Raw genomic sequence first — 20,348 nt, 5'->3', positions numbered from 1 at the left:
CATGCGGCTCACCCTTCCCTTGGCCGCGTAGGACGCGGCCTGACGAGTACGACTGTGTACAAGTGAAGGTGAAAAAAGTGTGACTGTCCAAGTCGTTTTTTATTGAAACCGCCCAATAAAAAAGTGCGATTATTTACTTAGCTAAACATCAAAAAAACCGGCTCTTGCGGTTATTAACCGTCACACCATCAGCCCATCCCGTGGCAATGGCAGCGCCGTTTTATACCGCACTTGTTTGAGGGCGAAACTGGAGCGGATATTGGCCACACCCGGCACCTTGGTCAGAAAGTCCATCATGAAACGCTCCAATGACTGGATCGTCGGCACCAGCACCCTGATCAGGTAGTCCGGATCACCGGCCATCAGGTAACACTCCATGACTTCCGGACGGTCTGCAATCGCCCCTTCGAACTGCTGCAACGCCAGTTCATTCTGCTTTTCCAGGCTGACATGAATGAACACATTCACGTGCAGCCCCAGCAGGTCGGCGTCGAGCAACGTGACCTGCTCGCGAATCAGCCCCAACTCCTCCATCGCCTTCACCCGGTTGAAACACGGCGTGGGCGACAGGTTCACCGAACGCGCCAGGTCGGCGTTGGTGATGCGAGCGTTCTCCTGCAATGCGTTGAGAATGCCGATATCGGTACGGTCCAGTTTGCGCATGAGACAAAATCACCTGTTTATTATGTTTATGTAGTTTTTTTATCCGCAAATGATCTCGGGTGCAATGAAACAGAGATAAATATTCTTCTACGCCACGCCTATGATTGTTGTAGGACAAGATTTCTCCTACCCGGAGTCTGACTGTCAGCTAGCGCGCCCACTACAAGAAATTCACAAGATAGAGCGTAGAAAGCCATGACCCAGCAGTACGAACCGCTGCGCCTGCACGTTCCCGAACCCTCGGGCCGCCCAGGCTGCAAGACCGACTTTACCTACCTGCGCCTGAACGACGCCGGCCTGGTGCGCAAACCCGCCATCGATATAGAACCCGCTGACACCGCCGACCTGGCCAAGGGCCTGATCCGTGTGCTCGACGACCAGGGTCAGGCGCTTGGCCCGTGGGCCGAAGGCGTTTCGGTCGAGATCATGCGTCGCGGCATGCGCGCCATGCTCAAGACGCGGATTTTCGACAACCGCATGGTGGTCGCCCAGCGTCAGAAGAAAATGTCGTTCTACATGCAAAGCCTCGGTGAAGAAGCCATCGGCAGTGCCCAGGCCTTGGCCTTGAACATCGACGACATGTGCTTCCCCACCTACCGTCAGCAAAGCATCCTGATGGCCCGCGAAGTGCCGCTGGTGGACCTGATCTGCCAACTGCTGTCCAACGAGCGCGACCCACTCAAGGGCCGCCAGCTGCCGATCATGTATTCGGTGAAAGATGCCGGTTTCTTTACTATTTCCGGCAACCTCGCCACCCAATTCGTACAAGGCGTGGGCTGGGGCATGGCCTCGGCGATCAAGGGCGATACCAAGATCGCGTCGGCCTGGATCGGCGACGGCGCCACCGCCGAGGCCGACTTCCACACTGCTCTCACCTTCGCTCACGTGTACCGTGCGCCCGTGATCCTCAACGTGGTCAACAACCAGTGGGCCATCTCCACCTTCCAGGCCATCGCCGGCGGTGAAGCCACGACCTTCGCCGGACGCGGCGTCGGCTGCGGTATCGCCTCACTGCGCGTGGACGGCAACGACTTCATCGCGGTGTACGCCGCCTCCGCCTGGGCCGCCGAGCGTGCGCGGCGCAACCTGGGGCCGACCCTGATCGAATGGGTCACCTACCGCGCCGGCCCGCACTCGACCTCCGATGATCCGTCGAAATACCGCCCTGCCGACGACTGGAGCCACTTCCCCCTGGGTGATCCGATTGCGCGCCTCAAGCAGCACCTGATCCGGATTGGCCAGTGGTCCGAAGAGGAACATGCGGCGGTCAGCGCCGAACTTGAAGCCGAAGTAATCGCCGCGCAAAAACAGGCCGAACAGTACGGCACCCTCGCCGGCGGCCAGATTCCAAGCGCCGCGACCATGTTCGAAGACGTCTACAAAGAGATGCCGGAGCACTTGAAGCGCCAGCGTCAAGAGTTGGGGATCTGACATGAACGATCACAACAACAGCATCGAATTGGAAACCGCCATGACCACCACCACCATGACCATGATCCAGGCCCTGCGCTCGGCCATGGATGTGATGCTTGAACGTGACGACAACGTGGTGGTGTTCGGCCAGGACGTGGGTTACTTCGGCGGCGTGTTCCGTTGCACCGAAGGCTTGCAGAACAAGTACGGCAGTTCGCGGGTGTTCGACGCGCCGATCTCGGAAAGCGGGATTATCGGCGTGGCCGTGGGCATGGGTGCCTATGGCCTGCGCCCGGTGGCCGAGATCCAGTTCGCCGACTACGTCTACCCCGCCACCGACCAGATCATCTCGGAAGCTGCGCGCCTGCGTTATCGCTCGGCCGGCCAGTTCACGGCGCCGCTGACCATGCGCATGCCCTGCGGCGGCGGCATTTACGGTGGCCAGACCCACAGCCAGAGTATCGAAGCGGTGTTCACCCAGGTCTGCGGCCTGCGTACGGTGATGCCGTCGAACCCGTATGACGCCAAGGGCCTGCTGATCGCCTCGATCGAAAACGATGACCCGGTGATCTTCCTGGAGCCCAAGCGCCTGTACAACGGCCCGTTCGATGGCCATCACGATCGTCCGGTCACGCCGTGGTCGAAACACCCGCAAGCACAAGTGCCGGATGGTTACTACACCGTGCCGCTGGACGTGGCCGCCATCGTGCGCCCGGGGTCTGCCGTGACCGTGCTGACCTACGGCACTACCGTGTATGTGTCCCAGGTCGCCGCCGAAGAAACCGGCATCGACGCCGAGGTCATCGACCTGCGCAGCCTGTGGCCGCTGGACCTGGACACCATCGTCAAGTCGGTGAAAAAGACCGGCCGTTGTGTGGTGGTGCATGAAGCCACGCGCACCTGCGGTTTTGGTGCCGAGTTGGTGTCGCTGGTGCAAGAGCATTGCTTCCATCACCTGGAAGCGCCGATCGAACGCGTCACCGGTTGGGACACCCCCTACCCGCACGCGCAGGAGTGGGCGTATTTCCCAGGGCCGTCTCGAGTGGGCGCGGCGTTGAAACGGGTCATGGAGGTCTGAATGGGCACGCACGTTATCAAGATGCCGGACATTGGCGAAGGCATCGCAGAAGTTGAACTGTCGGTCTGGCATGTGAAGGTCGGCGACCTGGTGGTTGAAGACCAGGTGCTGGCGGATGTGATGACCGACAAGGCGATGGTGGACATTCCCTCGCCGGTACACGGAAGGGTGATTTCTCTCGGTGGCGAGCCGGGCGAGGTCATGGCGGTGGGCAGTATCCTGATCAGCATTGAAGTGGAAGGCGCGGGGAACGCCAAGGACGCGCCGGCAGCGGCGGAGCCGGTCAAGGCGGCGTCCGCCCCCGTTGTCGAGGCCAAGCCGGCACCCGTTATCGTTGAAACCAGGGCGGCGGCCAAGCCTGCGGCCGCACCCGTCGCCCGCGAAGCCGGTGAGCGCCCCCTGGCCTCCCCTGCCGTGCGCAAACATGCACTGGATGCGGGTATCCAGTTGCGTCTGGTGCAGGGCACGGGCCCGGCCGGCCGGATCCTCCACGAAGACCTCGACGCTTACCTGCAACAAGGCACGGCGCAGGCATCGACAGCCGCCAACCCCTACGCCGAACGCCACGACGAAGCGCAGATCCCGGTGATCGGCATGCGCCGCAAGATCGCCCAGCGCATGCAGGATGCGACCCGCCGCGCCGCGCATTTCAGCTATGTGGAAGAAATCGACGTCACCGCTCTGGAGGAGCTGCGCGTGCACCTCAATGAGAAGCACGGCGCGACTCGCGGCAAGCTGACCCTGCTGCCGTTTATCGTGCGTGCGATGGTGGTGGCACTGCGGGACTTCCCGCAGATCAACGCACGCTACGACGACGAAGCCCAGGTCATCACCCGCCTTGGCGCGGTGCATGTGGGCGTCGCCACGCAGAGCGACGTGGGTTTGATGGTGCCGGTGGTGCGTCACGCCGAGGCGCGCAGCCTGTGGAGCACTGCCGAAGAAATCGCGCGCTTGGCCACCGCCGCACGCAACGGCAAGGCCAGCCGCGATGAGCTGTCCGGTTCGAGCATTACCCTGACCAGCCTGGGCGCATTGGGCGGCATCGTCAGCACCCCGGTGCTGAACCTGCCGGAGGTGGCGATTGTCGGCGTCAACCGCATGGTCGAGCGGCCGATGGTGATCAAGGGCCAGATCGTGGTGCGCAAGATGATGAACCTTTCCAGTTCCTTCGATCACCGTGTGGTCGATGGCATGGACGCGGCGCAATTCATCCAGGCCATTCGCGGCCTGCTCGAACAACCCGCCAGCCTGTTCCTGGAGTAAGGGCATGACTCAGACATTGAACACCACGCTGCTGATCATTGGCGGCGGCCCCGGCGGTTATGTGGCGGCGATCCGCGCCGGCCAGTTGGGCATCCCGACCATTCTGGTGGAAGGCCAGGCCCTGGGCGGCACTTGCCTGAACATCGGCTGCATCCCGTCCAAAGCCCTGATCCATGTGGCCGAGCAGTTCCAGCAAACCGTGCACCTCAGCCAGGGTTCGCCGTTGGGTATCGAAGTGGATGTGCCGAGCCTGGACATCCGCAAAAGCGTGGAATGGAAAGACGGCATCGTCGACCGCCTGACCACCGGCGTCGCCGCACTGCTGAAGAAGCACAAAGTGCAGGTGATCCACGGTTGGGCCAAGGTGGTGGACGGCAAGACCGTCGAGGTGGGCGAGCAGCGTATCCACTGCGAACACCTGCTGCTGGCCACCGGCTCGAAAAGCGTCAACCTGCCGATGCTGCCGATTGGCGGCCCGGTCATCTCCTCCACCGAAGCCTTGGCGCCCACCCGTGTGCCCAAGCGCTTGATCGTGGTCGGTGGCGGGTACATCGGCCTGGAGCTGGGGATTGCCTACCGCAAGCTCGGCGCCGAGGTCAGTGTAGTCGAGGCGCAAGACCGCATTCTGCCGGCCTACGACGCCGAGCTGACGCAACCGGTGCACGAATCCCTCAGGCAGTTGGGCGTGAAGCTGTACCTCAAGCACAGCGTCACCGGTTTCGAGCACAACCGCCTGCAAGTGCGTGATCCGAATGGCGACACGGTGTCGCTGGAGACGGATCAGGTGCTGGTGGCCGTAGGTCGCAAACCCAACACCCAAGGCTGGAACCTCGAAGCGCTGAATCTGGACATGAACGGCGCAGCGATCAAGGTCGACCAGCATTGCCAGACCAGCATGCGCAACGTGTGGGCTATCGGCGACCTGAGCGGCGAGCCGATGCTGGCGCACCGGGCCATGGCCCAGGGTGAGATGGTCGCCGAACTGATCAGCGGCAAACACCGCGAATTCAACCCGGCGGCGATCCCTGCGGTGTGCTTTACCGATCCTGAATTGGTGGTGGTCGGCAAGACCCCGGATGAGGCCAAGGCGGCGGGCCTGGATTGCATCGTGTCGAGCTTCCCGTTCGCGGCCAATGGTCGGGCCATGACCCTGGAGTCGAAAACCGGCTTCGTACGGGTGGTGGCACGGCGTGACAATCACCTGATTGTCGGTTGGCAAGCCGTGGGGGTCGGTGTGTCCGAACTGTCCACGGCCTTCGGCCTGAGCCTGGAAATGGGGGCGCGCCTGGAAGACGTGGCCGGCACTATCCATGCTCATCCGACCCTGGGTGAAGCGGTACAGGAAGCGGCGCTGCGGGCCTTGGGGCATGCCTTGCACCTTTGACCGGAACGGTTTCCGTGGCGAGGGAGCTTGCTCCCGCTGGGGTGCGAAGCGCCCCCAAAAGCTGGCGACTGCTACGCAGTCGAGCGGGAGCAAGCTCCCTCGCCACCATCAGCCCGCTCCCACACACAGCCAGAATGCAGTATTGTTGTGCCCATTCAGAAAAAAACCGACTTGACCAGAGATTAGAGGGTGTCATGGGTAACGAGAGCATCAATTGGGACAAGCTGGGTTTTGACTACATCAAGACCGACAAGCGGTTTCTCCAGGTCTGGAAAAACGGCGAATGGCAAGAAGGCACTCTGACCGACGACAACGTGCTGCACATCAGCGAGGGCTCCACTGCCCTGCACTATGGCCAGCAGTGCTTCGAGGGCCTCAAGGCCTACCGTTGCAAGGACGGCTCGATCAACCTGTTCCGCCCGGACCAGAACGCCGCCCGCATGCAACGCAGCTGTGCACGCCTGCTGATGCCGCATGTACCGACCGACGTGTTCATCGAAGCCTGCAAGCAAGTGGTCAAGGCCAACGAGCGGTTCATCCCGCCGTATGGCAGCGGCGGCGCGCTGTACCTACGCCCGTTCGTGATCGGCACCGGTGACAACATCGGCGTGCGCACCGCGCCGGAGTTCATCTTCTCGGTGTTCTGCATCCCGGTCGGCGCCTATTTCAAAGGTGGCCTGACGCCTCACAACTTCCAGATCTCCAGCTTCGACCGCGCCGCGCCACAAGGCACCGGTGCCGCCAAGGTCGGTGGCAACTACGCCGCCAGCCTGATGCCAGGTTCCGAAGCGAAGAAATCCGGCTTCGCCGACGCGATCTACCTGGACCCGATGACCCATTCGAAAATCGAAGAAGTCGGTTCGGCCAACTTCTTCGGGATCACCCACGACAACCAGTTCATCACGCCGAAGTCGCCTTCGGTACTGCCAGGTATCACCCGCCTGTCGCTGATCGAACTGGCCAAGACCCGCCTGGGCCTGGAAGTGGTCGAGGGCGAAGTGTTCATCGACAAGCTGGATCAGTTCAAGGAAGCCGGTGCCTGCGGTACCGCCGCCGTGATCTCGCCCATCGGCGGTATCCAGTACAACGGCAAGCTGCATGTGTTCCACAGCGAGACCGAAGTCGGCCCGATCACTCAGAAGCTCTACAAAGAGCTGACCGGTGTGCAGACCGGTGATGTTGAAGCGCCGGAAGGTTGGATCGTCAAGGTTTGAAAATGACCTGAACGTTCCGTTTCAGAAAAGGCCCGTTCCCCTCTTTCGGTGGATGGGCTTTTTTTATGTTGTGAAGCACTGGATACCCAATCACCTGTGAAGTCTGACAGTAGACAGTAAAAATCGCCGCGCCTAACTTGGGTCTCCCTTCTAAACCAAGCAGGAGCCTATTATGGCGATCTATGAATTACGCGTTTCGGCAGAGGATTTCGAGAACGACGATAGCAAGGAAATCGTTATGGAAACCTACATTAACGGCGATCTGGATTGGGCGGTTTACGCGTCGTCCAGCAAACACGACGGTAACTACGACACCGCCTCGGCGCCGGATGACGTCGACGGCGATGGTGACTACGATGACGATGACAAGGCGCATTACCTCCATGTCGCCAACGCTTTCGCCAAAATGACAGCCTATGCCATGAAGAAACGAAAAAAGGCGAAAAAATAAATATCACCCGGCATGATCAGGTTGCCGTCGATCATGCGCCTCAACCGTTGATGTTTTCCGTAATCTTCTTGCCCATGCTGATCCTCGGTTCCACCCCATACCCCAGCGCCTCGTAGAACCCCACCACCGCATCATTACCGCCGGTGATCTGCAGGTTGATCTTCATGCAGCCCAACGCCGTCAACGCCTGCTCCGCATGGCGCACCAGCGACGACCCCAGGCCATGACGCCGATAGTCCGCGTGCACCGCCACCGAATACAGCCAACCACGATGGCCGTCGTAGCCGGCAAGCACAGTCCCAATCACGGCCTTTTTGTCTGTCGCGACGAAGAACAACCCATCATTGACCGCCAGCTTCTTATCGATCGCCAGGCTCGGCAGGTTATGCGCAGTGTCATAGCCAAACGCCTCCTGCCACAACGCGATCACCTGTGCGCGGTGCTGGCGGTCACGGTACAGCCCGATGGGGTGGCGTGATAACAGGGTTTTCTCCATCACCAGCGTGCGCTCGTTGCCGTGGTAAACGTCGCGCACCGTATGAAACCCCAGCTTGGTGTAGAACGGCTCGGCGGTCAGCGAGGACGGCACGCTCAGGGTCGTCACCCCGGCTTCGCGGGCACGCAGTTCGATTTCAATCATCAATAGCCGGCCAATGCCCTGCCCTTGCAGTGCCGGGTTGACGAACACCGAGCGCACCACATTGGCGTCGAGGGCAGCGGTGGCGACGATCATTTGATCCTGGACCGCCACCAGCACGACGCGGCGCTTGAGCAGCTCCAGCACGGCATCCGGTGTGAAGTTGCTCGCCACGCGGGCGATCACATCCGCCGGGTAATCCCGTGCATTGCTGCTGTGCAAGGCGGCGAGGATGACCTGGCTGATGCCTTCGGCATCTGAGGCTTGAGCGAGACGAACGGCGGTAGACATGATTCCCCCTGCCTGACACGACTATGACAGACGCCACAATACCAATGTCGCACCGCCCCTCCCACCGTTTGAGCGCATTTCAATCCAACAGCCGATTCGGCTGCCACACCCCGCCTTTCAGCTTTCCCGGCTGGGCCACCTGGTTGTTTCAGCCGGGATTCACCCAGCACAACGCACAAAATAGCGTCAACGCTCACCCCATGGATTTCGTGCCCCATGCAAACCACCAACACCGTCCTGATGATTCGCCCGGCGCGCTTTGCCTTCAACCCGGACACCGCGATCAACAACCGCTTCCAGCGCCCACCCCTCGACCCGTCAGGCGTGCAGCAGAAAGCGCTGGAAGAGTTCGACGGTTATGTCGATACCCTGCGCCGGCATGGCGTGGAGGTACTGGTGGTGCAGGACACGCCGGCGCCCCACACGCCCGACTCGATTTTCCCGAATAACTGGTGGAGCAGCCACGCCGACGGCAGCCTGGTGCTGTACCCGATGGAAGGCCAGAACCGACGACTGGAACGCGACAAGGGTGTGTTGCAGATACTGGAACAGCGTTTTGCAATCCACCACACCATTGACCTCAGTCACCTGGAACAACAGAACATTTTCCTCGAAGGCACCGGCAGCATGGTGCTCGACCGCCAGCACCGCATCAGCTACGCCTGCCACTCCGGGCGCACGCACCAGGACGCCCTGCGCCAGTTCGCCGAACGCCTCGACTACCGACTGTGCGTGTTCCACGCCGTGGACCGTCACCAGGCGCCGATCTACCACAGCAACGTGATGATGAGCGTCGGTCGCGACCTCTCGGTGGTGTGCCTGCAGGCCCTGCCCGACGCCACCGAACGCCAGGCCCTGGAACGCTCCCTGCGCGACACCGGCAAAGACATCCTCAGCCTCGACTTCGACCAGCTCGAAGCCTTCGCCGGCAACATGCTCGAAGTGCATGACCGTGACGGCCAGCCGCTGCTGGTGATGTCCGCCAGCGCCTGGGGCGCGCTGCAACCGGCACAGCGCCAGCACGTGGAGCGCCACACGCGCCCCGTGGTGGTGAACATCGACAACATCGAACGCATCGGTGGCGGCAGTGCCCGCTGCATGCTGGCGGAAGTGCACTTGCCTGCCCGCCCCTCATTTCAATAAGGAGTCTTGCCATGACCCGTTACATCGACGTCAACGACCTCTGCTACCTGGTCTCGCAGAAGGGCCTGCCCACCTGCATCAGCGAAATGGCCGAGTACATCCGCGCCGACTACCTGCGCTGGCCGGATTTCGAAAAATGCGCACGCCTGGCCAACCACTCGCCGGACGGCGTGATCGAGTTGATGCCGGTGTCCGACGCCTCGCTGTACGCCTTCAAATACGTCAACGGCCACCCGAAAAACACCCTGGCCGGCCTGCTCACCGTGATGGCCTTCGGTGCCCTGGGCGATGTGGATACCGGCCAGCCGGTGCTGCTCGCGGAAATGACCCTGACCACCGCCATCCGCACCGCCGCCACCTCAGCGCTGGTGGCGCGCTACCTGGCTCGCGACAACAGCCGCAGCATGGCGTTGATCGGCAACGGCTCACAAAGTGAATTCCAGGCCGTGGCGTTCCACGCCATGCTCGGCATCAATGAAATCCGCCTGTTCGATATCGACGCCCAGGCCACCGCCAAACTCGCCGCCAACCTCAAGGCGTTCCCGGCGATCAAGGTGATCCTGGCCGGCAGCGTGGCCGAAGCGGTCAAAGGTGCGGACATCGTCACCACCGTGACCGCCGACAAGGCCTACGCGACCATTCTCACCGACGACATGATCGAACCGGGCATGCACCTGAATGCCGTGGGCGGCGATTGCCCGGGCAAGACCGAGCTGGACCGACGTATCGTCGAGCGCGCCCGGGTGATCGTCGAGTACGAACCGCAGAGCCGCATCGAAGGCGAGATCCAGCAAATGCCGCAAGATTCGCCGGTCACCGAACTGTGGCAGGTGATCAACGGCCGGCAGCCAGGCCGCGAGAACGCGCGCCAGGTCACCCTGTTCGATTCGGTGGGCTTTGCCATCGAAGACTATTCGGCGCTGCGCTATGTGCTGGATGTGGCCAAGGCCCTGGAGGTTGGCCGTGAACTGGAGCTGGTGCCGGACCTGGCCGACCCGAAAGACCTGTACGCACGGCTGGCCCAACAACCGGCGGCACAGCAGAAAAAGCGCGCCTGAGACCGCTCTGGCCTGCCGCTTCACGCCCGAGGCAGGCCAGAATTTCAGCTTTGACAAGCCGATTCAGCCCGTGCAACAGCCGATTCCGCTGCATTGCACTTTTTAACAGCGCAATTTGCGCTTTATGCAGGGGGTAAACGACACAAAAAACGCACCATCATGGAGCATTCTCTGCGCCGACGAGAAGGATGTTTCAACTTTATGACTGCCCCTGACATCAATTACAAAATATAGGGACTCCACCATGACTTCACTGCGATCACTCTTCGCTGCATTGCTGTTGCCACTGTGCGCCACCGCCGCCCATGCGCAAGATTGGAAAGAAATCCGCTTCGGCGTGTTCCCCGAGTATCCCCCCTTCGAGTCCGTAGCCGCCGACGGCAGCCTGCAAGGCTTCGATATTGAATTGGGCAATGCGATCTGCGCCAAGCTCGAGGTCAAATGCACCTGGGTGCATAACGAATTCGACGGCATGATCCCGGCCCTGCGGGCGCGCAAGTTCGACGCAATCATGTCGTCCATGGCCGTGACTCCGGCCCGCGAGAAGGTCATCGACTTCAGCGACCGGCTGTTCCTCAGCCCGACCTCGGTGATCACGCGCAAAAGCGCCGACTTCGGCGACACCCCGCAATCATTGAAGGGCAAACAAGTAGGCGTGCTGCAGGGCTCGCTGCAGGAAGCCTATGCCCGTGCGCAGTTGGCCAAGCTGGGGGCGCAGATCAAGGCGTACCAGTCCCAGGAGCAGAACTACGCCGACCTGCAAAATGGTCGCCTCGATGCCACCCTGACCGACAAGCTCGAAGCCCAGCTCAACTTCCTGTCCAAGCCCGAAGGCGCCGACTTCAAGACCGGCCCGGCCTTCAAGGACCCGACCCTGCCCCTGGATATCGCCATGGGCCTGCGCAAGAACGATCAGCAGTTGCGTGAGCTGATCAACAAAGGCATCGCCGCCGTGCAGGCTGATGGCACCTATGCGCAAATCCAGAAGAAGTACTTCGGCGATCAGGACATCTACCACGAGTGATGCCAACCCCGACCCTGTGAGAGAAGGCTTATGTGGGAGGGGGCTTGCCCCCGATGAGGACATGCCAGTCGACACATGCATTGACTGACCCACCGCTATCGGGAGCAAGCCCCCTCCCACAGAAGCCCGCTCCCACGAGGGTATGTCCGGGCCCTTTAGAGACCTCCCCCATGAACGAATTCCTCAATCTGCAGGGCTACGGCCCGATGCTGGCTCAAGGCGCGTGGATGACGCTCAAGCTGGCGTTCCTGGCACTGGCCCTGAGCCTCACCCTCGGCCTGATTGCCGCCGGCGCCAAGCTGTCCAGCGCCCGATGGCTGCGCGTGCCGGCCACGCTGTACACCACGCTGATCCGCAGCGTGCCGGACCTGGTGCTGATCCTGCTGATTTTCTACAGCTTGCAACTGTGGCTCAACGACCTGAGTGAAGTGTTCGGCTGGGACTACTTGGAAATCGACCCGTTCACCGCCGGGGTGATCACCCTGGGCTTTATCTACGGGGCGTATTTCACCGAAAACTTTCGCGGTGCGATCCTCAGTGTGCCGGTCGGCCAGTTGGAAGCCGCGACCGCCTATGGCTTGAGCCGCTGGCAGCGTTTTCACCTGGTGCTGTTCCCGCAGTTGATGCGCTTCGCCCTGCCGGGCCTGGGCAATAACTGGCTGGTGCTGCTCAAATCCACGGCGCTGGTATCGATCATCGGCTTGTCGGATCTGGTCAAGGCCGCCCAGAACGCCGGCAAGACCACTAACGAACCGTTGTATTTCCTGATCCTCGCCGGCCTGGTCTATCTGGTGATCACCACCTTGTCCAACCGCGTCCTCAAGCGCCTCGAACGACGCTATAACCTCGGCATCAAGGGGATGGCACGATGATCGAACTGTTCCAGCAATACGGCCTGGCCTACCTGTTCAGCGATGGCACGGGCCTGTCCGGCGTAGCCATGACCTTGTGGCTGTTTATTGTCTCGGTGGTGCTGGGCTTTGCGCTGTCGATACCCTTGGCACTGGCTCGCGTTTCGGAGCACTGCTGGTTGCGCTGGCCGGTGGAGGTCTACACCTACCTGTTTCGCGGCACACCGCTGTATATCCAACTGCTGATTTGCTACACCGGGCTGTACAGCCTGGAAGTGGTGCAGGATAACGCGCTGCTCAACCAGTTTTTCCGCAATGCGCTGAACTGCACCCTGCTGGCCTTCGTACTCAACACTTGCGCCTACACCGTGGAGATTTTCGCCGGAGCGATCCGCAATATTCCCTACGGTGAAATCGAAGCGGCGCGCGCCTATGGCCTGCACGGCTGGCGGCTCAATCTGTTTGTGGTGGTGCCGGCGGCATTGCGTCGCGCATTGCCGGCCTACAGCAACGAAATGATCCTGATGCTGCACGCCACCTCTCTGGCGTTCACCGCCACCGTCGCCGACATCCTCAAGGTGGCCCGCGACGCGAATGCCGAGACGTTCCTGACGTTCCAGGCGTTCGGCATCGCCGCCCTGCTCTACATGCTGCTGTCCTTTGCACTGGTGGGCCTGTTTCGACTGGCCGAACGTCGCTGGATGCGCTTCCTTGTTTCTACCCGAGGCTAACCCATGAATCAGTCCGCACAGGCCCTGGCCGCTTACCCGCTCGATGTACCCGTTGCCACACCCGCAACTGCGGCTATCAAGCTGCAAGTCGAAGGCATCCACAAACGCTACGGCGAACACGAAGTGCTCAAGGGCGTGTCCCTCAACGCCCGCAACGGCGACGTGATCAGCCTGATCGGCGCCAGCGGCTCGGGCAAGAGCACCCTGCTGCGGTGCGTCAACTTTCTCGAACAGCCGGACGCCGGGGTGATCACCCTGGACGGCATCAGCCTCAAAATGCAGCCCGGCCGCGCCGGCACCCGCGCGCCCCACCCGGCGCAACTGCAAAACCTGCGCACACGCCTGGCCATGGTGTTCCAGCACTTCAATCTGTGGAGCCACATGACGGTGCTGGAGAACATCACCATGGCCCCGCGCCGGGTACTGGGCGTCAGCGCCGCCGAGGCGCAACAACGCGCGCGTCTGTACCTGGACAAAGTCGGCCTGCCGAGCCGCGTGGCAGATCAATACCCGGCATTTCTGTCGGGTGGCCAGCAGCAACGCGTGGCCATTGCTCGGGCGCTGGCGATGGAGCCCGAGATCATTCTGTTCGATGAACCGACCTCGGCGCTGGACCCAGAACTCGTAGGAGAAGTCCTCAAAGTCATACAGACGTTGGCCGAGGAAGGCCGTACCATGCTGATGGTCACCCACGAAATGGGCTTCGCCCGCCAGGTGTCCAGCCAAGTGCTGTTTTTGCACCAGGGGCGGGTCGAGGAACAAGGCGGAGCCGACATCCTCGATCACCCCAGCAGCGAACGCTTGCAGCAATTTCTTTCCAACCGTTTGAAGTGAACTCATGGATACCAAGGCCAACGGACCCCATTCTTCCCCTGCGCTGGATCGCATCGATGAAGCGATCATCGATGTATTGCGCCACCAGGGGCGCATCACCTACGAAAAGCTCTCGTCGCTGGTGCACCTGACGCCCAGGCCCTGCCTGGAACGGGTGCGCAAGCTGGAGCGACGCGGGGTGATTCGCGGGTACGGGGCGATCATCGATGTACAGATGGTCTCGCCGGGGTTGTCGCTGCTGGTGCTGGTAGCCTTGTCCAACCAAAGCGGGCGCTCGGCGCAGAAGGCGTTCGAGGCCTGCGTCAAAGCCTGCCCGCAGGTGTTCGAATGCCAGTTGATCAGCGGGCCGTTCGACTACAGCCTGCGCATGCGCTGCCGCGATATGGAGCATTACCGGGTGCTGACCGAGACCTGGTTGAACAACGATGAGTTGCACATCGACAAGTTGGTGGCGCATCCGGAGTTGGCGGTGGTGAAAAACACCGCCATCGAGCTGACCTGATGTAGTGAGCGGGCTTACCCTAATGCCAGTCAGTTAAGGATTAATGCGGTCACTGTGGGAGGGGGCTTGCTCCCGATAGCGGTGGGTCAGTCGATAAACTGCTGACTGGCACACCCTCATCGGGAGCAAGCCCCCTCCCACAAGTTATTCATCGTCCGTTCTATCGCTTAACTGACTGACATTAGGGCTTGCCCCGCGCTGGGGGGCGAAGCCGCCCCAACAAGGACGCCGTGGTGTTTCAGGAATACCCAGGTGTGCGGATTTGGGGCGGCTGTGCCACCCAGCGCGGGGCAAGCCCGCTCACTACAAGGCAATGCGTTTGCCGGGGCGGGTGCTGATCGGCGCGGCCTGTCCGTCCTTCTGTTTGCCCGTTCGCGCTTCGCTGATCAGGCCCGGTATCAATTTGCCCTCCGGCAGGTTCTTCCAGAACCGACTCGGCAAGTGCCCTTCCATGACTTTGGGGTTCAAGCGCGCCGGGTTGAAGATATGGCTGTAGTAGGTCAGCCACATGTCGCTGTGCGGGTCTTCGACAGTCTGCGCCAGTTGCCGCCACGCCTCGGGGCATTCGCGTTGATGAATCAACTGCTCGCCGTCGTAGTACACCCCGTCCAGAGGCGTGGCGATCATCCAGCGATGGCGCCCCATGCGTCCGATAAAATGCTGGCTGGCACTCTCGAGAATGTCATGGGCCGGCTCATGCCAGGCGACGTACTCCGGCAACTGCGGCCCCGCCTCGGCCGGCAGTGCAATGAACCGTACAAAGGCATGCAGGTGATGGGCTTCACGGCTCACCTGCTTGATCCGCCGCTGCAACTCGCTGCCCAACTTGTCCCCCGCCAGCATCGCCGTACGGTCGCCATGGCTGACCCGCCATAGCACTTCGTACAGCAGGCTCCAGCGCTGGTCACCGTGGTAACGGGCCGCCGACTCCAGCAACACCAGCAGTGCCTTGGGAATGCGCGCCTGGAACGGCCCCAGCCCGGCAGGGATCGGTTCATCGGTGGCAAACAGGTCCGCCACCTCTGCCTCGCCCCAGCTCACCTGGCTCGGGTCGACCTGATGGCTGAGCAACCAGCGCGCCTGTTCGCGCCAGGTGCTGAACAGGTTGTCGCATTCCAGGCTGATCATCCCCATAACCCCATTTGTTGCGGCTGCGGACGGTCGCGCAACTGCTCGCGCAGCAGCACACTGGTGCTGTCGGCCTGTTGCGGGTGATAGTCACTGGTGATGAAGAACGGCTTGGCCTTGGCCAGCACGCACCGCATGCGCGCCAGGTCTTCGAAACGGATCTTGCGTTCACGCCGCAAGTCCACCAGGCGTTGGGTGGTACGCAAGCCAATGCCGGGGATGCGGGCGATCAACGTGGGTTCGGCGCGGTTCAGGTCCAAGGGGAACACTTCGCGGTTGTCCAGGGCCCAGGCCAGCTTGGGGTCGATATCCAACGCCAGGTGGCCTGGGCCTTCAAACAGCTCGTTGGCGCTGAAACCGTAGCTGCGCAACAGGAAGTCGGCCTGGTACAGGCGGTGCTCGCGCATCAGCGGGGGTGCGGCCAGGGGCACGCTTTTCGGGCTGTTGGGAATGGGGCTGAACGCCGAGTAATAAACGCGGCGCAGCTTGAAGTTGCCATACAACGCCTCGGCGCCATGCAGGATGGTGCTGTCGTCAGTGTCATCGGCGCCGACGATCATCTGCGTGCTCTGCCCGGCCGGGGCAAAACGCGGCGCCCGGGGTTCGTTGAGGACGGTCTGCTCGCCGGTGTAGATGGTGCGCATCGCCTGCTTGATCGAGCCGATCTGTTTCTCCGGTGCCAGGGTTTGCAGGCTGGCATCGGTGGGCAATTCGATATTCACGCTCAGGCGATCCGCATAGCGCCCCGCTTCGGCGATCAGCGCCGGGTCGGCTTCGGGAATGGTCTTGAGGTGGATATAGCCGCGAAAGTCATGCTCTTCGCGCAGCAGCTTGGCCACGCGCACCAACTGTTCCATGGTGTAGTCGGCCGAACGTATGATGCCGGAACTGAGAAACAGCCCGCTGACGCAATTGCGCCGGTAGAAGTCCAGGGTCAGGGTCACCACCTCCTCCGGGCTGAAGCGAGCGCGGGGCACGTCGCTGGAGCGGCGGTTGACGCAGTACTGGCAGTCGTAGAGGCAGAAGTTGGTCAGCAACACCTTGAGCAACGACACGCAGCGACCATCCGGGGTGTAGCTGTGGCAGATGCCCATGCCGTCGGTGGAACCCAGCCCGGCCTTGCCCTCGGAACTGCGCTTGGGCGCGCCACTGCTGGCGCAGGAAGCGTCGTACTTGGCGGCGTCGGCGAGGATGCTGAGTTTTTCGATCAACTGCATGGAGGGCTACCGGTACTGGTTTTTTGTACAGTATCAGGAGCCGGACGGCGTTGCCAGTACCGTCTGTAGGAGCGAGCGTGCTCGCCCCTACGGCAGACGATCAGCTCGCGGTGGCGAGGAGCAGGTCCTGCACCGAACGTCCTGTGCCACGATGGCGGTCATGCTCGAACAACGAGCTCGCAATTTCGTCCGCGCGAATCGGCAGTACCGACAGCAAGGTATCGCTCAAGCCATGGCTGGCCTGGCTGAAGCCCTGGATGTAGACGCCCGCCTTGCAACGTTCATCGGTGATGATGCGGTAATCGCGGGCCACTTCGAAGTCGCCCATATAGGCCTGCAACGGCGCCAACAGTTCGCGGTGTTGCTGGCGCTCATACCCCGTGGCGAGGATGACCGCGTCGTAGTGGTTGACGCTGGTTACGCCGCTGGCGTTGTCGCGCAGGATCAGTTCAATGCCCAGCGCGCTGGCGCTGGCTTTCTCCACCACGGTCAGGGGGCGGAACGCCTGGCGGGCGATGCCGGAGACTTTCTGGCGGTAGAAGATGCCGTAGATACGCTCGATCAGGTCGAGGTCCACCACCGAGTAGTTGGTGTTCTGGTACTCGGCAACCAGCCGCTCGCGTTCGGCACCGACTTGCTGGAACACCAGGTCGGTAAAGGCCGGCGAAAACACTTCGTTGACGAACGGGCTGTCATCGGCGGGCTTGAGTGCCGAACCGCGCAGGATCATGTCGACCTGCACCGACGGGAAGCTGTCGTTCAAGTCGATAAACGCCTCGGCCGCACTCTGGCCACCGCCGATGATCGCAACACGCATCGCCTTGCCTTCGACACACGGCTGGGTGGCCATGCGCTCCAGGTAGTGAGAGTGGTGGAAGACACGGCCATCATCCTTGAGGCCCTTGAACGCTTCGGGCACGCGCGCGGTGCCACCAGGGCTGACCACCACGTTGCGGGTGGTGCGTACATGCTGCTCGCCCACCGCATCGCGGGAAATCACACGCAGCGCTTCAACCTGCTGCTGATGCAGGATCGGCTCGATCGCCAGCACTTCTTCGCCGTAGCGCGCCTGGGCCTGGAACTGCCCGGCGACCCAGCGCAGGTAGTCGTTGTACTCCATGCGGCACGGATAGAAGGTGCCCAGGTTGATGAAATCCACCAAACGGTCGTGGGCTTTCAAGTAATTGACGAAAGAGTAAGGGCTGGTGGGGTTGCGCAAGGTCACCAGGTCTTTGAGGAAAGAGATCTGCAACTCACTCTGGGTGACCAGGGTATTACCGTGCCAGCGATAGTCGGCCTGTTTGTCGAGAAACAGCACGTCCAGTTTGCCCTGGGCCTTTTCGCGCTCCTGCAGGGCGATGGCCAGCGCCAGGTTCGAAGGGCCGAAACCGATACCGATCAGGTCGTGAACCGCAGCCGAAGCAATTGCCTGTGTCATTCCAGTGTCCTCTGGATAAGCCCCTGGCGGTGGGGCGGGAATACCTTCGCGACCCGCACATCAGGTCGTGTGTTGATAGGAAACGAGGACAGTGAAATAAAATTTAACTGATCAGCGATCAGTGTGCTTCCCACTCGCGCATTCGCACCCGGCAATGCTTCATGGCATTGACGATGTGCTTTTCTACCAGGGCGCGGGAAATGTTCAGGCGCTCGGCGATTTGCAGGTGAGACAAGCCGTCGAGTTTGCGCAGCAGGAAGCTGTCGCGGCAGGCGGCCGGCAATTCGGCCAGGGCACGCTCGAGCATTTCCAGGCGCTGCCCGCGGTCGTGACTGATGTGCGGCGAGTCCGTGGCGAAACGCTCTTCGCTGTCCAGCACCTCCAGGGGTTCGGCCTGACGCAGGGCATTGCGTCGATGGCCGTCGATCACCAGGTTCAGTGCCGTGCGGTACAGAAACGCGCGTGGCTGCTCGATCGGCGTGTCACTGGAGCGTTCCAACACCCGGACATACGCGTCATGCACCACATCCTCGGCCACCTGGCGGTTGCCCAGCTTGGCGTTGAGGAAACACACCAGCTCGCGATAGTAGTTTTCCAACATGACTCCCGACAGACCCGTGGCGGCATTAGGTGCGCGCACCGGCAAGTGCGACTGTTCAGTGATAGCAGTTTGAGAGCGTGCAATTTATAGTAATTCTCATCTACTTTTAAACAGCTCTCGCCTCAACGGTCATTTTTTTTCTTCACCGAACCTGTAACTGCTTGTGTAACCGGCTAAATCTCCGGCCAATTTCCTCGTTTAACTGTCAGCTCTGCGCGACTGCGCCCCGATCTTGACTGGCTGGAACACAAGCATGAAACGCCCTCGACCTGCCCGACGCGCCCTGCTTATCGCAGCGTGCCTGATTCCCATCATCGCGGCCGCAGCCTGGCAGGCCCTTCCCCCGGGCCGTGACACTTACGCGACCGTCACCGTCACCCGCGGCAGTATCGAAAACAGCGTCACCGCCCTCGGCACCTTGCAACCCCGGCGCTATGTCGACGTCGGCGCCCAGGCTTCCGGGCAGATCCAGAAGATCCACGTAGAAGCCGGTGATCAGGTCAAGGCCGGCCAACTGCTGGTGGAGATCGACCCGTCCACGCAAAAAGCCAAGCTCGATGCCAGCCGCTACGCCATCGAAAACCTCAAGGCCCAGTTGCAGGAGCAAACGGCCCAGCATGCCCTGGCACGCCAGAAGTACCAGCGTCAGCAACGCCTGGCCGCCGGCAACGCCACCCGTGAGGAAGATGTGCAAACCGCCCAGGCCGAACTGAGTGCCACCCAGGCGCGGGTCGAGATGTTCCAGGCACAGATTCGCCAGGCCCAGGCCAGCCTGCGCAGCGACGAAGCCGAGTTGGGTTACACGCGGATCTTCGCGCCGATGGATGGCACCGTGGTCGCCGTGGACGCACGCGTCGGCCAGACGCTCAATGCCCAGCAACAAACACCCTTGATCCTGCGGATCGCCAAGCTGTCGCCGATGACGGTGTGGGCTGAGGTTTCAGAAGCCGACATCGGCCACGTCAAGCCCGGCATGACGGCCTACTTCACCACGCTGAGCGGCGGCAATCGACGCTGGACCAGCACCGTGCGACAGATCCTGCCGATCCCGCCCAAGCCCCTCAATGAGACCAGCCAGGGCGGTGGCAGCCCCAGCAGCACGAGCAAAAGCGGGAGTGGCCGTGTGGTGCTGTATACGGTGCTTTTGGATGTGGACAACGCCGATAACGCGCTGATGGCCGAGATGACCGCCCAGGTATTTTTCGTCGCCGGCCAAGTCAAGGATGCGCTGACCGTGCCCGTTGCCGCCCTGCAAGGCACCGCCAGTGCCGACCGGCAGATCGCCCGGGTCGTGGCGAAAAACGGCGCTATCGAGGACCGCGAAGTCCGCCTGGGCATCAGCGACCGCCTGCGTGTCGAGGTGCTTGACGGCTTGCGCGAAGGCGAGCACCTGTTGATCGGCCCGGCCGACGGCAACGGGGGCTGAG

The 20,348-nt window shown here is 61.7% G+C and carries 20 protein-coding genes; 14 read left to right on the top strand and 6 right to left on the bottom strand.

Annotated features, from left to right (window positions below; all coding sequences use genetic code 11):
* Positions 1-180: 180 nt before the first annotated feature.
* The gene (gene bkdR, locus ACQRBT_RS18880) at positions 181-663 is read right to left on the bottom strand and encodes a Bkd operon transcriptional regulator BkdR (protein ID WP_060756806.1); all 483 of its coding nucleotides are present in this window, start codon (positions 661-663) and stop codon (positions 181-183) included.
* A 195-nt stretch (positions 664-858) separates the two neighbouring features.
* On the opposite strand from bkdR, the gene ACQRBT_RS18875 reads away from it, so the two are divergent.
* The 6 genes from ACQRBT_RS18875 (at position 859) to ACQRBT_RS18850 (ending at position 7,466) form a co-directional block, all read left to right on the top strand.
* Complete coding sequence (locus ACQRBT_RS18875; protein ID WP_198761864.1) at positions 859-2,094, top strand: 3-methyl-2-oxobutanoate dehydrogenase (2-methylpropanoyl-transferring) subunit alpha; 1,236 nt, start codon at positions 859-861, stop codon at positions 2,092-2,094.
* Between the two features lies 1 nt (position 2,095).
* A complete protein-coding gene (locus tag ACQRBT_RS18870; protein WP_090370010.1) occupies positions 2,096-3,154 on the top strand; it encodes an alpha-ketoacid dehydrogenase subunit beta in 1,059 nt (352 codons plus the stop codon).
* Positions 3,155-4,417, top strand: coding sequence for a dihydrolipoamide acetyltransferase family protein (locus ACQRBT_RS18865; protein ID WP_412046280.1), 1,263 nt, complete (start codon positions 3,155-3,157; stop codon positions 4,415-4,417).
* 4 nt (positions 4,418-4,421) lie between these two features.
* Positions 4,422-5,801 (top strand): dihydrolipoyl dehydrogenase, encoded by a 1,380-nt coding sequence (lpdA, locus tag ACQRBT_RS18860; RefSeq protein WP_412046281.1) that lies wholly within the window; start codon positions 4,422-4,424, stop codon positions 5,799-5,801.
* A gap of 194 nt (positions 5,802-5,995) precedes the next feature.
* Positions 5,996-7,015 carry a branched-chain amino acid aminotransferase gene (locus tag ACQRBT_RS18855; RefSeq protein WP_090370004.1) on the top strand — a complete coding sequence of 340 codons (1,020 nt, stop codon included), beginning with the start codon at positions 5,996-5,998 and terminating at the stop codon, positions 7,013-7,015.
* Positions 7,016-7,187: 172 nt separating this feature from the next.
* Positions 7,188-7,466, top strand: coding sequence for a hypothetical protein (locus ACQRBT_RS18850; RefSeq protein WP_412046282.1), 279 nt, complete (start codon positions 7,188-7,190; stop codon positions 7,464-7,466).
* A gap of 40 nt (positions 7,467-7,506) precedes the next feature.
* Here ACQRBT_RS18850 and ACQRBT_RS18845 read toward each other — a convergent pair whose 3' ends face one another.
* Entirely contained in the window at positions 7,507-8,394 is an 888-nt protein-coding gene (locus ACQRBT_RS18845; protein WP_244699664.1) for a GNAT family acetyltransferase, read from the bottom strand.
* Between the two features lie 216 nt (positions 8,395-8,610).
* Here ACQRBT_RS18845 and ctlX point away from each other — a divergent pair, with 216 nt between their 5' ends.
* The 7 genes from ctlX (at position 8,611) to ACQRBT_RS18810 (ending at position 14,537) form a co-directional block, all read left to right on the top strand.
* Positions 8,611-9,537 carry a citrulline utilization hydrolase CtlX gene (gene ctlX, locus ACQRBT_RS18840; RefSeq protein WP_412046283.1) on the top strand — a complete coding sequence of 309 codons (927 nt, stop codon included), beginning with the start codon at positions 8,611-8,613 and terminating at the stop codon, positions 9,535-9,537.
* Between the two features lie 11 nt (positions 9,538-9,548).
* The gene (locus tag ACQRBT_RS18835) at positions 9,549-10,595 is read left to right on the top strand and encodes an ornithine cyclodeaminase (RefSeq protein ID WP_244385483.1); all 1,047 of its coding nucleotides are present in this window, start codon (positions 9,549-9,551) and stop codon (positions 10,593-10,595) included.
* Between the two features lie 244 nt (positions 10,596-10,839).
* On the top strand, positions 10,840-11,619 hold the full coding sequence (locus tag ACQRBT_RS18830) for an ABC transporter substrate-binding protein (RefSeq protein WP_060756814.1): 780 nt from the start codon (positions 10,840-10,842) through the stop codon (positions 11,617-11,619).
* 170 nt (positions 11,620-11,789) lie between these two features.
* Complete coding sequence (locus ACQRBT_RS18825) at positions 11,790-12,491, top strand: ABC transporter permease (protein ID WP_244385482.1); 702 nt, start codon at positions 11,790-11,792, stop codon at positions 12,489-12,491.
* Positions 12,488-13,201 (top strand): ABC transporter permease, encoded by a 714-nt coding sequence (locus ACQRBT_RS18820; protein ID WP_060756816.1) that lies wholly within the window; start codon positions 12,488-12,490, stop codon positions 13,199-13,201. Before ACQRBT_RS18825 ends, ACQRBT_RS18820 begins: the two co-directional genes overlap by 4 nt.
* Positions 13,202-13,204: 3 nt before the next feature.
* The gene (locus tag ACQRBT_RS18815; RefSeq protein WP_178126877.1) at positions 13,205-14,035 is read left to right on the top strand and encodes an ABC transporter ATP-binding protein; all 831 of its coding nucleotides are present in this window, start codon (positions 13,205-13,207) and stop codon (positions 14,033-14,035) included.
* 4 nt (positions 14,036-14,039) lie between these two features.
* Entirely contained in the window at positions 14,040-14,537 is a 498-nt protein-coding gene (locus tag ACQRBT_RS18810; RefSeq protein ID WP_060756818.1) for an Lrp/AsnC family transcriptional regulator, read from the top strand.
* A gap of 303 nt (positions 14,538-14,840) precedes the next feature.
* On the opposite strand, the gene ACQRBT_RS18805 is transcribed toward ACQRBT_RS18810, so the two are convergent.
* From ACQRBT_RS18805 to ACQRBT_RS18790, 4 genes are all read right to left on the bottom strand, one after another.
* Complete coding sequence (locus tag ACQRBT_RS18805) at positions 14,841-15,665, bottom strand: TIGR03915 family putative DNA repair protein (RefSeq protein ID WP_060756819.1); 825 nt, start codon at positions 15,663-15,665, stop codon at positions 14,841-14,843.
* Positions 15,662-16,882: a putative DNA modification/repair radical SAM protein gene (locus ACQRBT_RS18800; protein ID WP_198762069.1), complete on the bottom strand. Its 1,221-nt coding sequence runs from the start codon at positions 16,880-16,882 to the stop codon at positions 15,662-15,664. Before ACQRBT_RS18800 ends, ACQRBT_RS18805 begins: the two co-directional genes overlap by 4 nt.
* A 100-nt stretch (positions 16,883-16,982) precedes the next feature.
* The gene (locus tag ACQRBT_RS18795) at positions 16,983-18,320 is read right to left on the bottom strand and encodes a lysine N(6)-hydroxylase/L-ornithine N(5)-oxygenase family protein (protein WP_060756821.1); all 1,338 of its coding nucleotides are present in this window, start codon (positions 18,318-18,320) and stop codon (positions 16,983-16,985) included.
* Positions 18,321-18,438: 118 nt separating this feature from the next.
* A complete protein-coding gene (locus tag ACQRBT_RS18790) occupies positions 18,439-18,921 on the bottom strand; it encodes a sigma-70 family RNA polymerase sigma factor (protein WP_090369987.1) in 483 nt (160 codons plus the stop codon).
* A 253-nt stretch (positions 18,922-19,174) separates the two neighbouring features.
* On the opposite strand from ACQRBT_RS18790, the gene ACQRBT_RS18785 reads away from it, so the two are divergent.
* Positions 19,175-20,347, top strand: a complete 1,173-nt coding sequence (locus ACQRBT_RS18785) for an efflux RND transporter periplasmic adaptor subunit (RefSeq protein WP_060756823.1) — start codon at positions 19,175-19,177, stop codon at positions 20,345-20,347.
* Position 20,348: the final 1 nt, after the last annotated feature.

Source organism: Pseudomonas sp. R19M, assembly GCF_050312585.1.
Lineage (GTDB): Bacteria > Pseudomonadota > Gammaproteobacteria > Pseudomonadales > Pseudomonadaceae > Aquipseudomonas > Aquipseudomonas palleroniana.
The sequence above is the reverse complement of the archived record's forward strand: the minus strand, read 5'-3'. Positions and strand labels throughout refer to the sequence as shown.

Coding starts and splice junctions, on each gene's coding strand:
- bkdR (WP_060756806.1), bottom strand. CDS start 663: ATGCGCAAACTGGACCGTACCGATATCGGCATTCTCAACGCATTGCAG.
- ACQRBT_RS18875 (WP_198761864.1), top strand. CDS start 859: ATGACCCAGCAGTACGAACCGCTGCGCCTGCACGTTCCCGAACCCTCG.
- ACQRBT_RS18870 (WP_090370010.1), top strand. CDS start 2,096: ATGAACGATCACAACAACAGCATCGAATTGGAAACCGCCATGACCACC.
- ACQRBT_RS18865 (WP_412046280.1), top strand. CDS start 3,155: ATGGGCACGCACGTTATCAAGATGCCGGACATTGGCGAAGGCATCGCA.
- lpdA (WP_412046281.1), top strand. CDS start 4,422: ATGACTCAGACATTGAACACCACGCTGCTGATCATTGGCGGCGGCCCC.
- ACQRBT_RS18855 (WP_090370004.1), top strand. CDS start 5,996: ATGGGTAACGAGAGCATCAATTGGGACAAGCTGGGTTTTGACTACATC.
- ACQRBT_RS18850 (WP_412046282.1), top strand. CDS start 7,188: ATGGCGATCTATGAATTACGCGTTTCGGCAGAGGATTTCGAGAACGAC.
- ACQRBT_RS18845 (WP_244699664.1), bottom strand. CDS start 8,394: ATGTCTACCGCCGTTCGTCTCGCTCAAGCCTCAGATGCCGAAGGCATC.
- ctlX (WP_412046283.1), top strand. CDS start 8,611: ATGCAAACCACCAACACCGTCCTGATGATTCGCCCGGCGCGCTTTGCC.
- ACQRBT_RS18835 (WP_244385483.1), top strand. CDS start 9,549: ATGACCCGTTACATCGACGTCAACGACCTCTGCTACCTGGTCTCGCAG.
- ACQRBT_RS18830 (WP_060756814.1), top strand. CDS start 10,840: ATGACTTCACTGCGATCACTCTTCGCTGCATTGCTGTTGCCACTGTGC.
- ACQRBT_RS18825 (WP_244385482.1), top strand. CDS start 11,790: ATGAACGAATTCCTCAATCTGCAGGGCTACGGCCCGATGCTGGCTCAA.
- ACQRBT_RS18820 (WP_060756816.1), top strand. CDS start 12,488: ATGATCGAACTGTTCCAGCAATACGGCCTGGCCTACCTGTTCAGCGAT.
- ACQRBT_RS18815 (WP_178126877.1), top strand. CDS start 13,205: ATGAATCAGTCCGCACAGGCCCTGGCCGCTTACCCGCTCGATGTACCC.
- ACQRBT_RS18810 (WP_060756818.1), top strand. CDS start 14,040: ATGGATACCAAGGCCAACGGACCCCATTCTTCCCCTGCGCTGGATCGC.
- ACQRBT_RS18805 (WP_060756819.1), bottom strand. CDS start 15,665: ATGATCAGCCTGGAATGCGACAACCTGTTCAGCACCTGGCGCGAACAG.
- ACQRBT_RS18800 (WP_198762069.1), bottom strand. CDS start 16,882: ATGCAGTTGATCGAAAAACTCAGCATCCTCGCCGACGCCGCCAAGTAC.
- ACQRBT_RS18795 (WP_060756821.1), bottom strand. CDS start 18,320: ATGACACAGGCAATTGCTTCGGCTGCGGTTCACGACCTGATCGGTATC.
- ACQRBT_RS18790 (WP_090369987.1), bottom strand. CDS start 18,921: ATGTTGGAAAACTACTATCGCGAGCTGGTGTGTTTCCTCAACGCCAAG.
- ACQRBT_RS18785 (WP_060756823.1), top strand. CDS start 19,175: ATGAAACGCCCTCGACCTGCCCGACGCGCCCTGCTTATCGCAGCGTGC.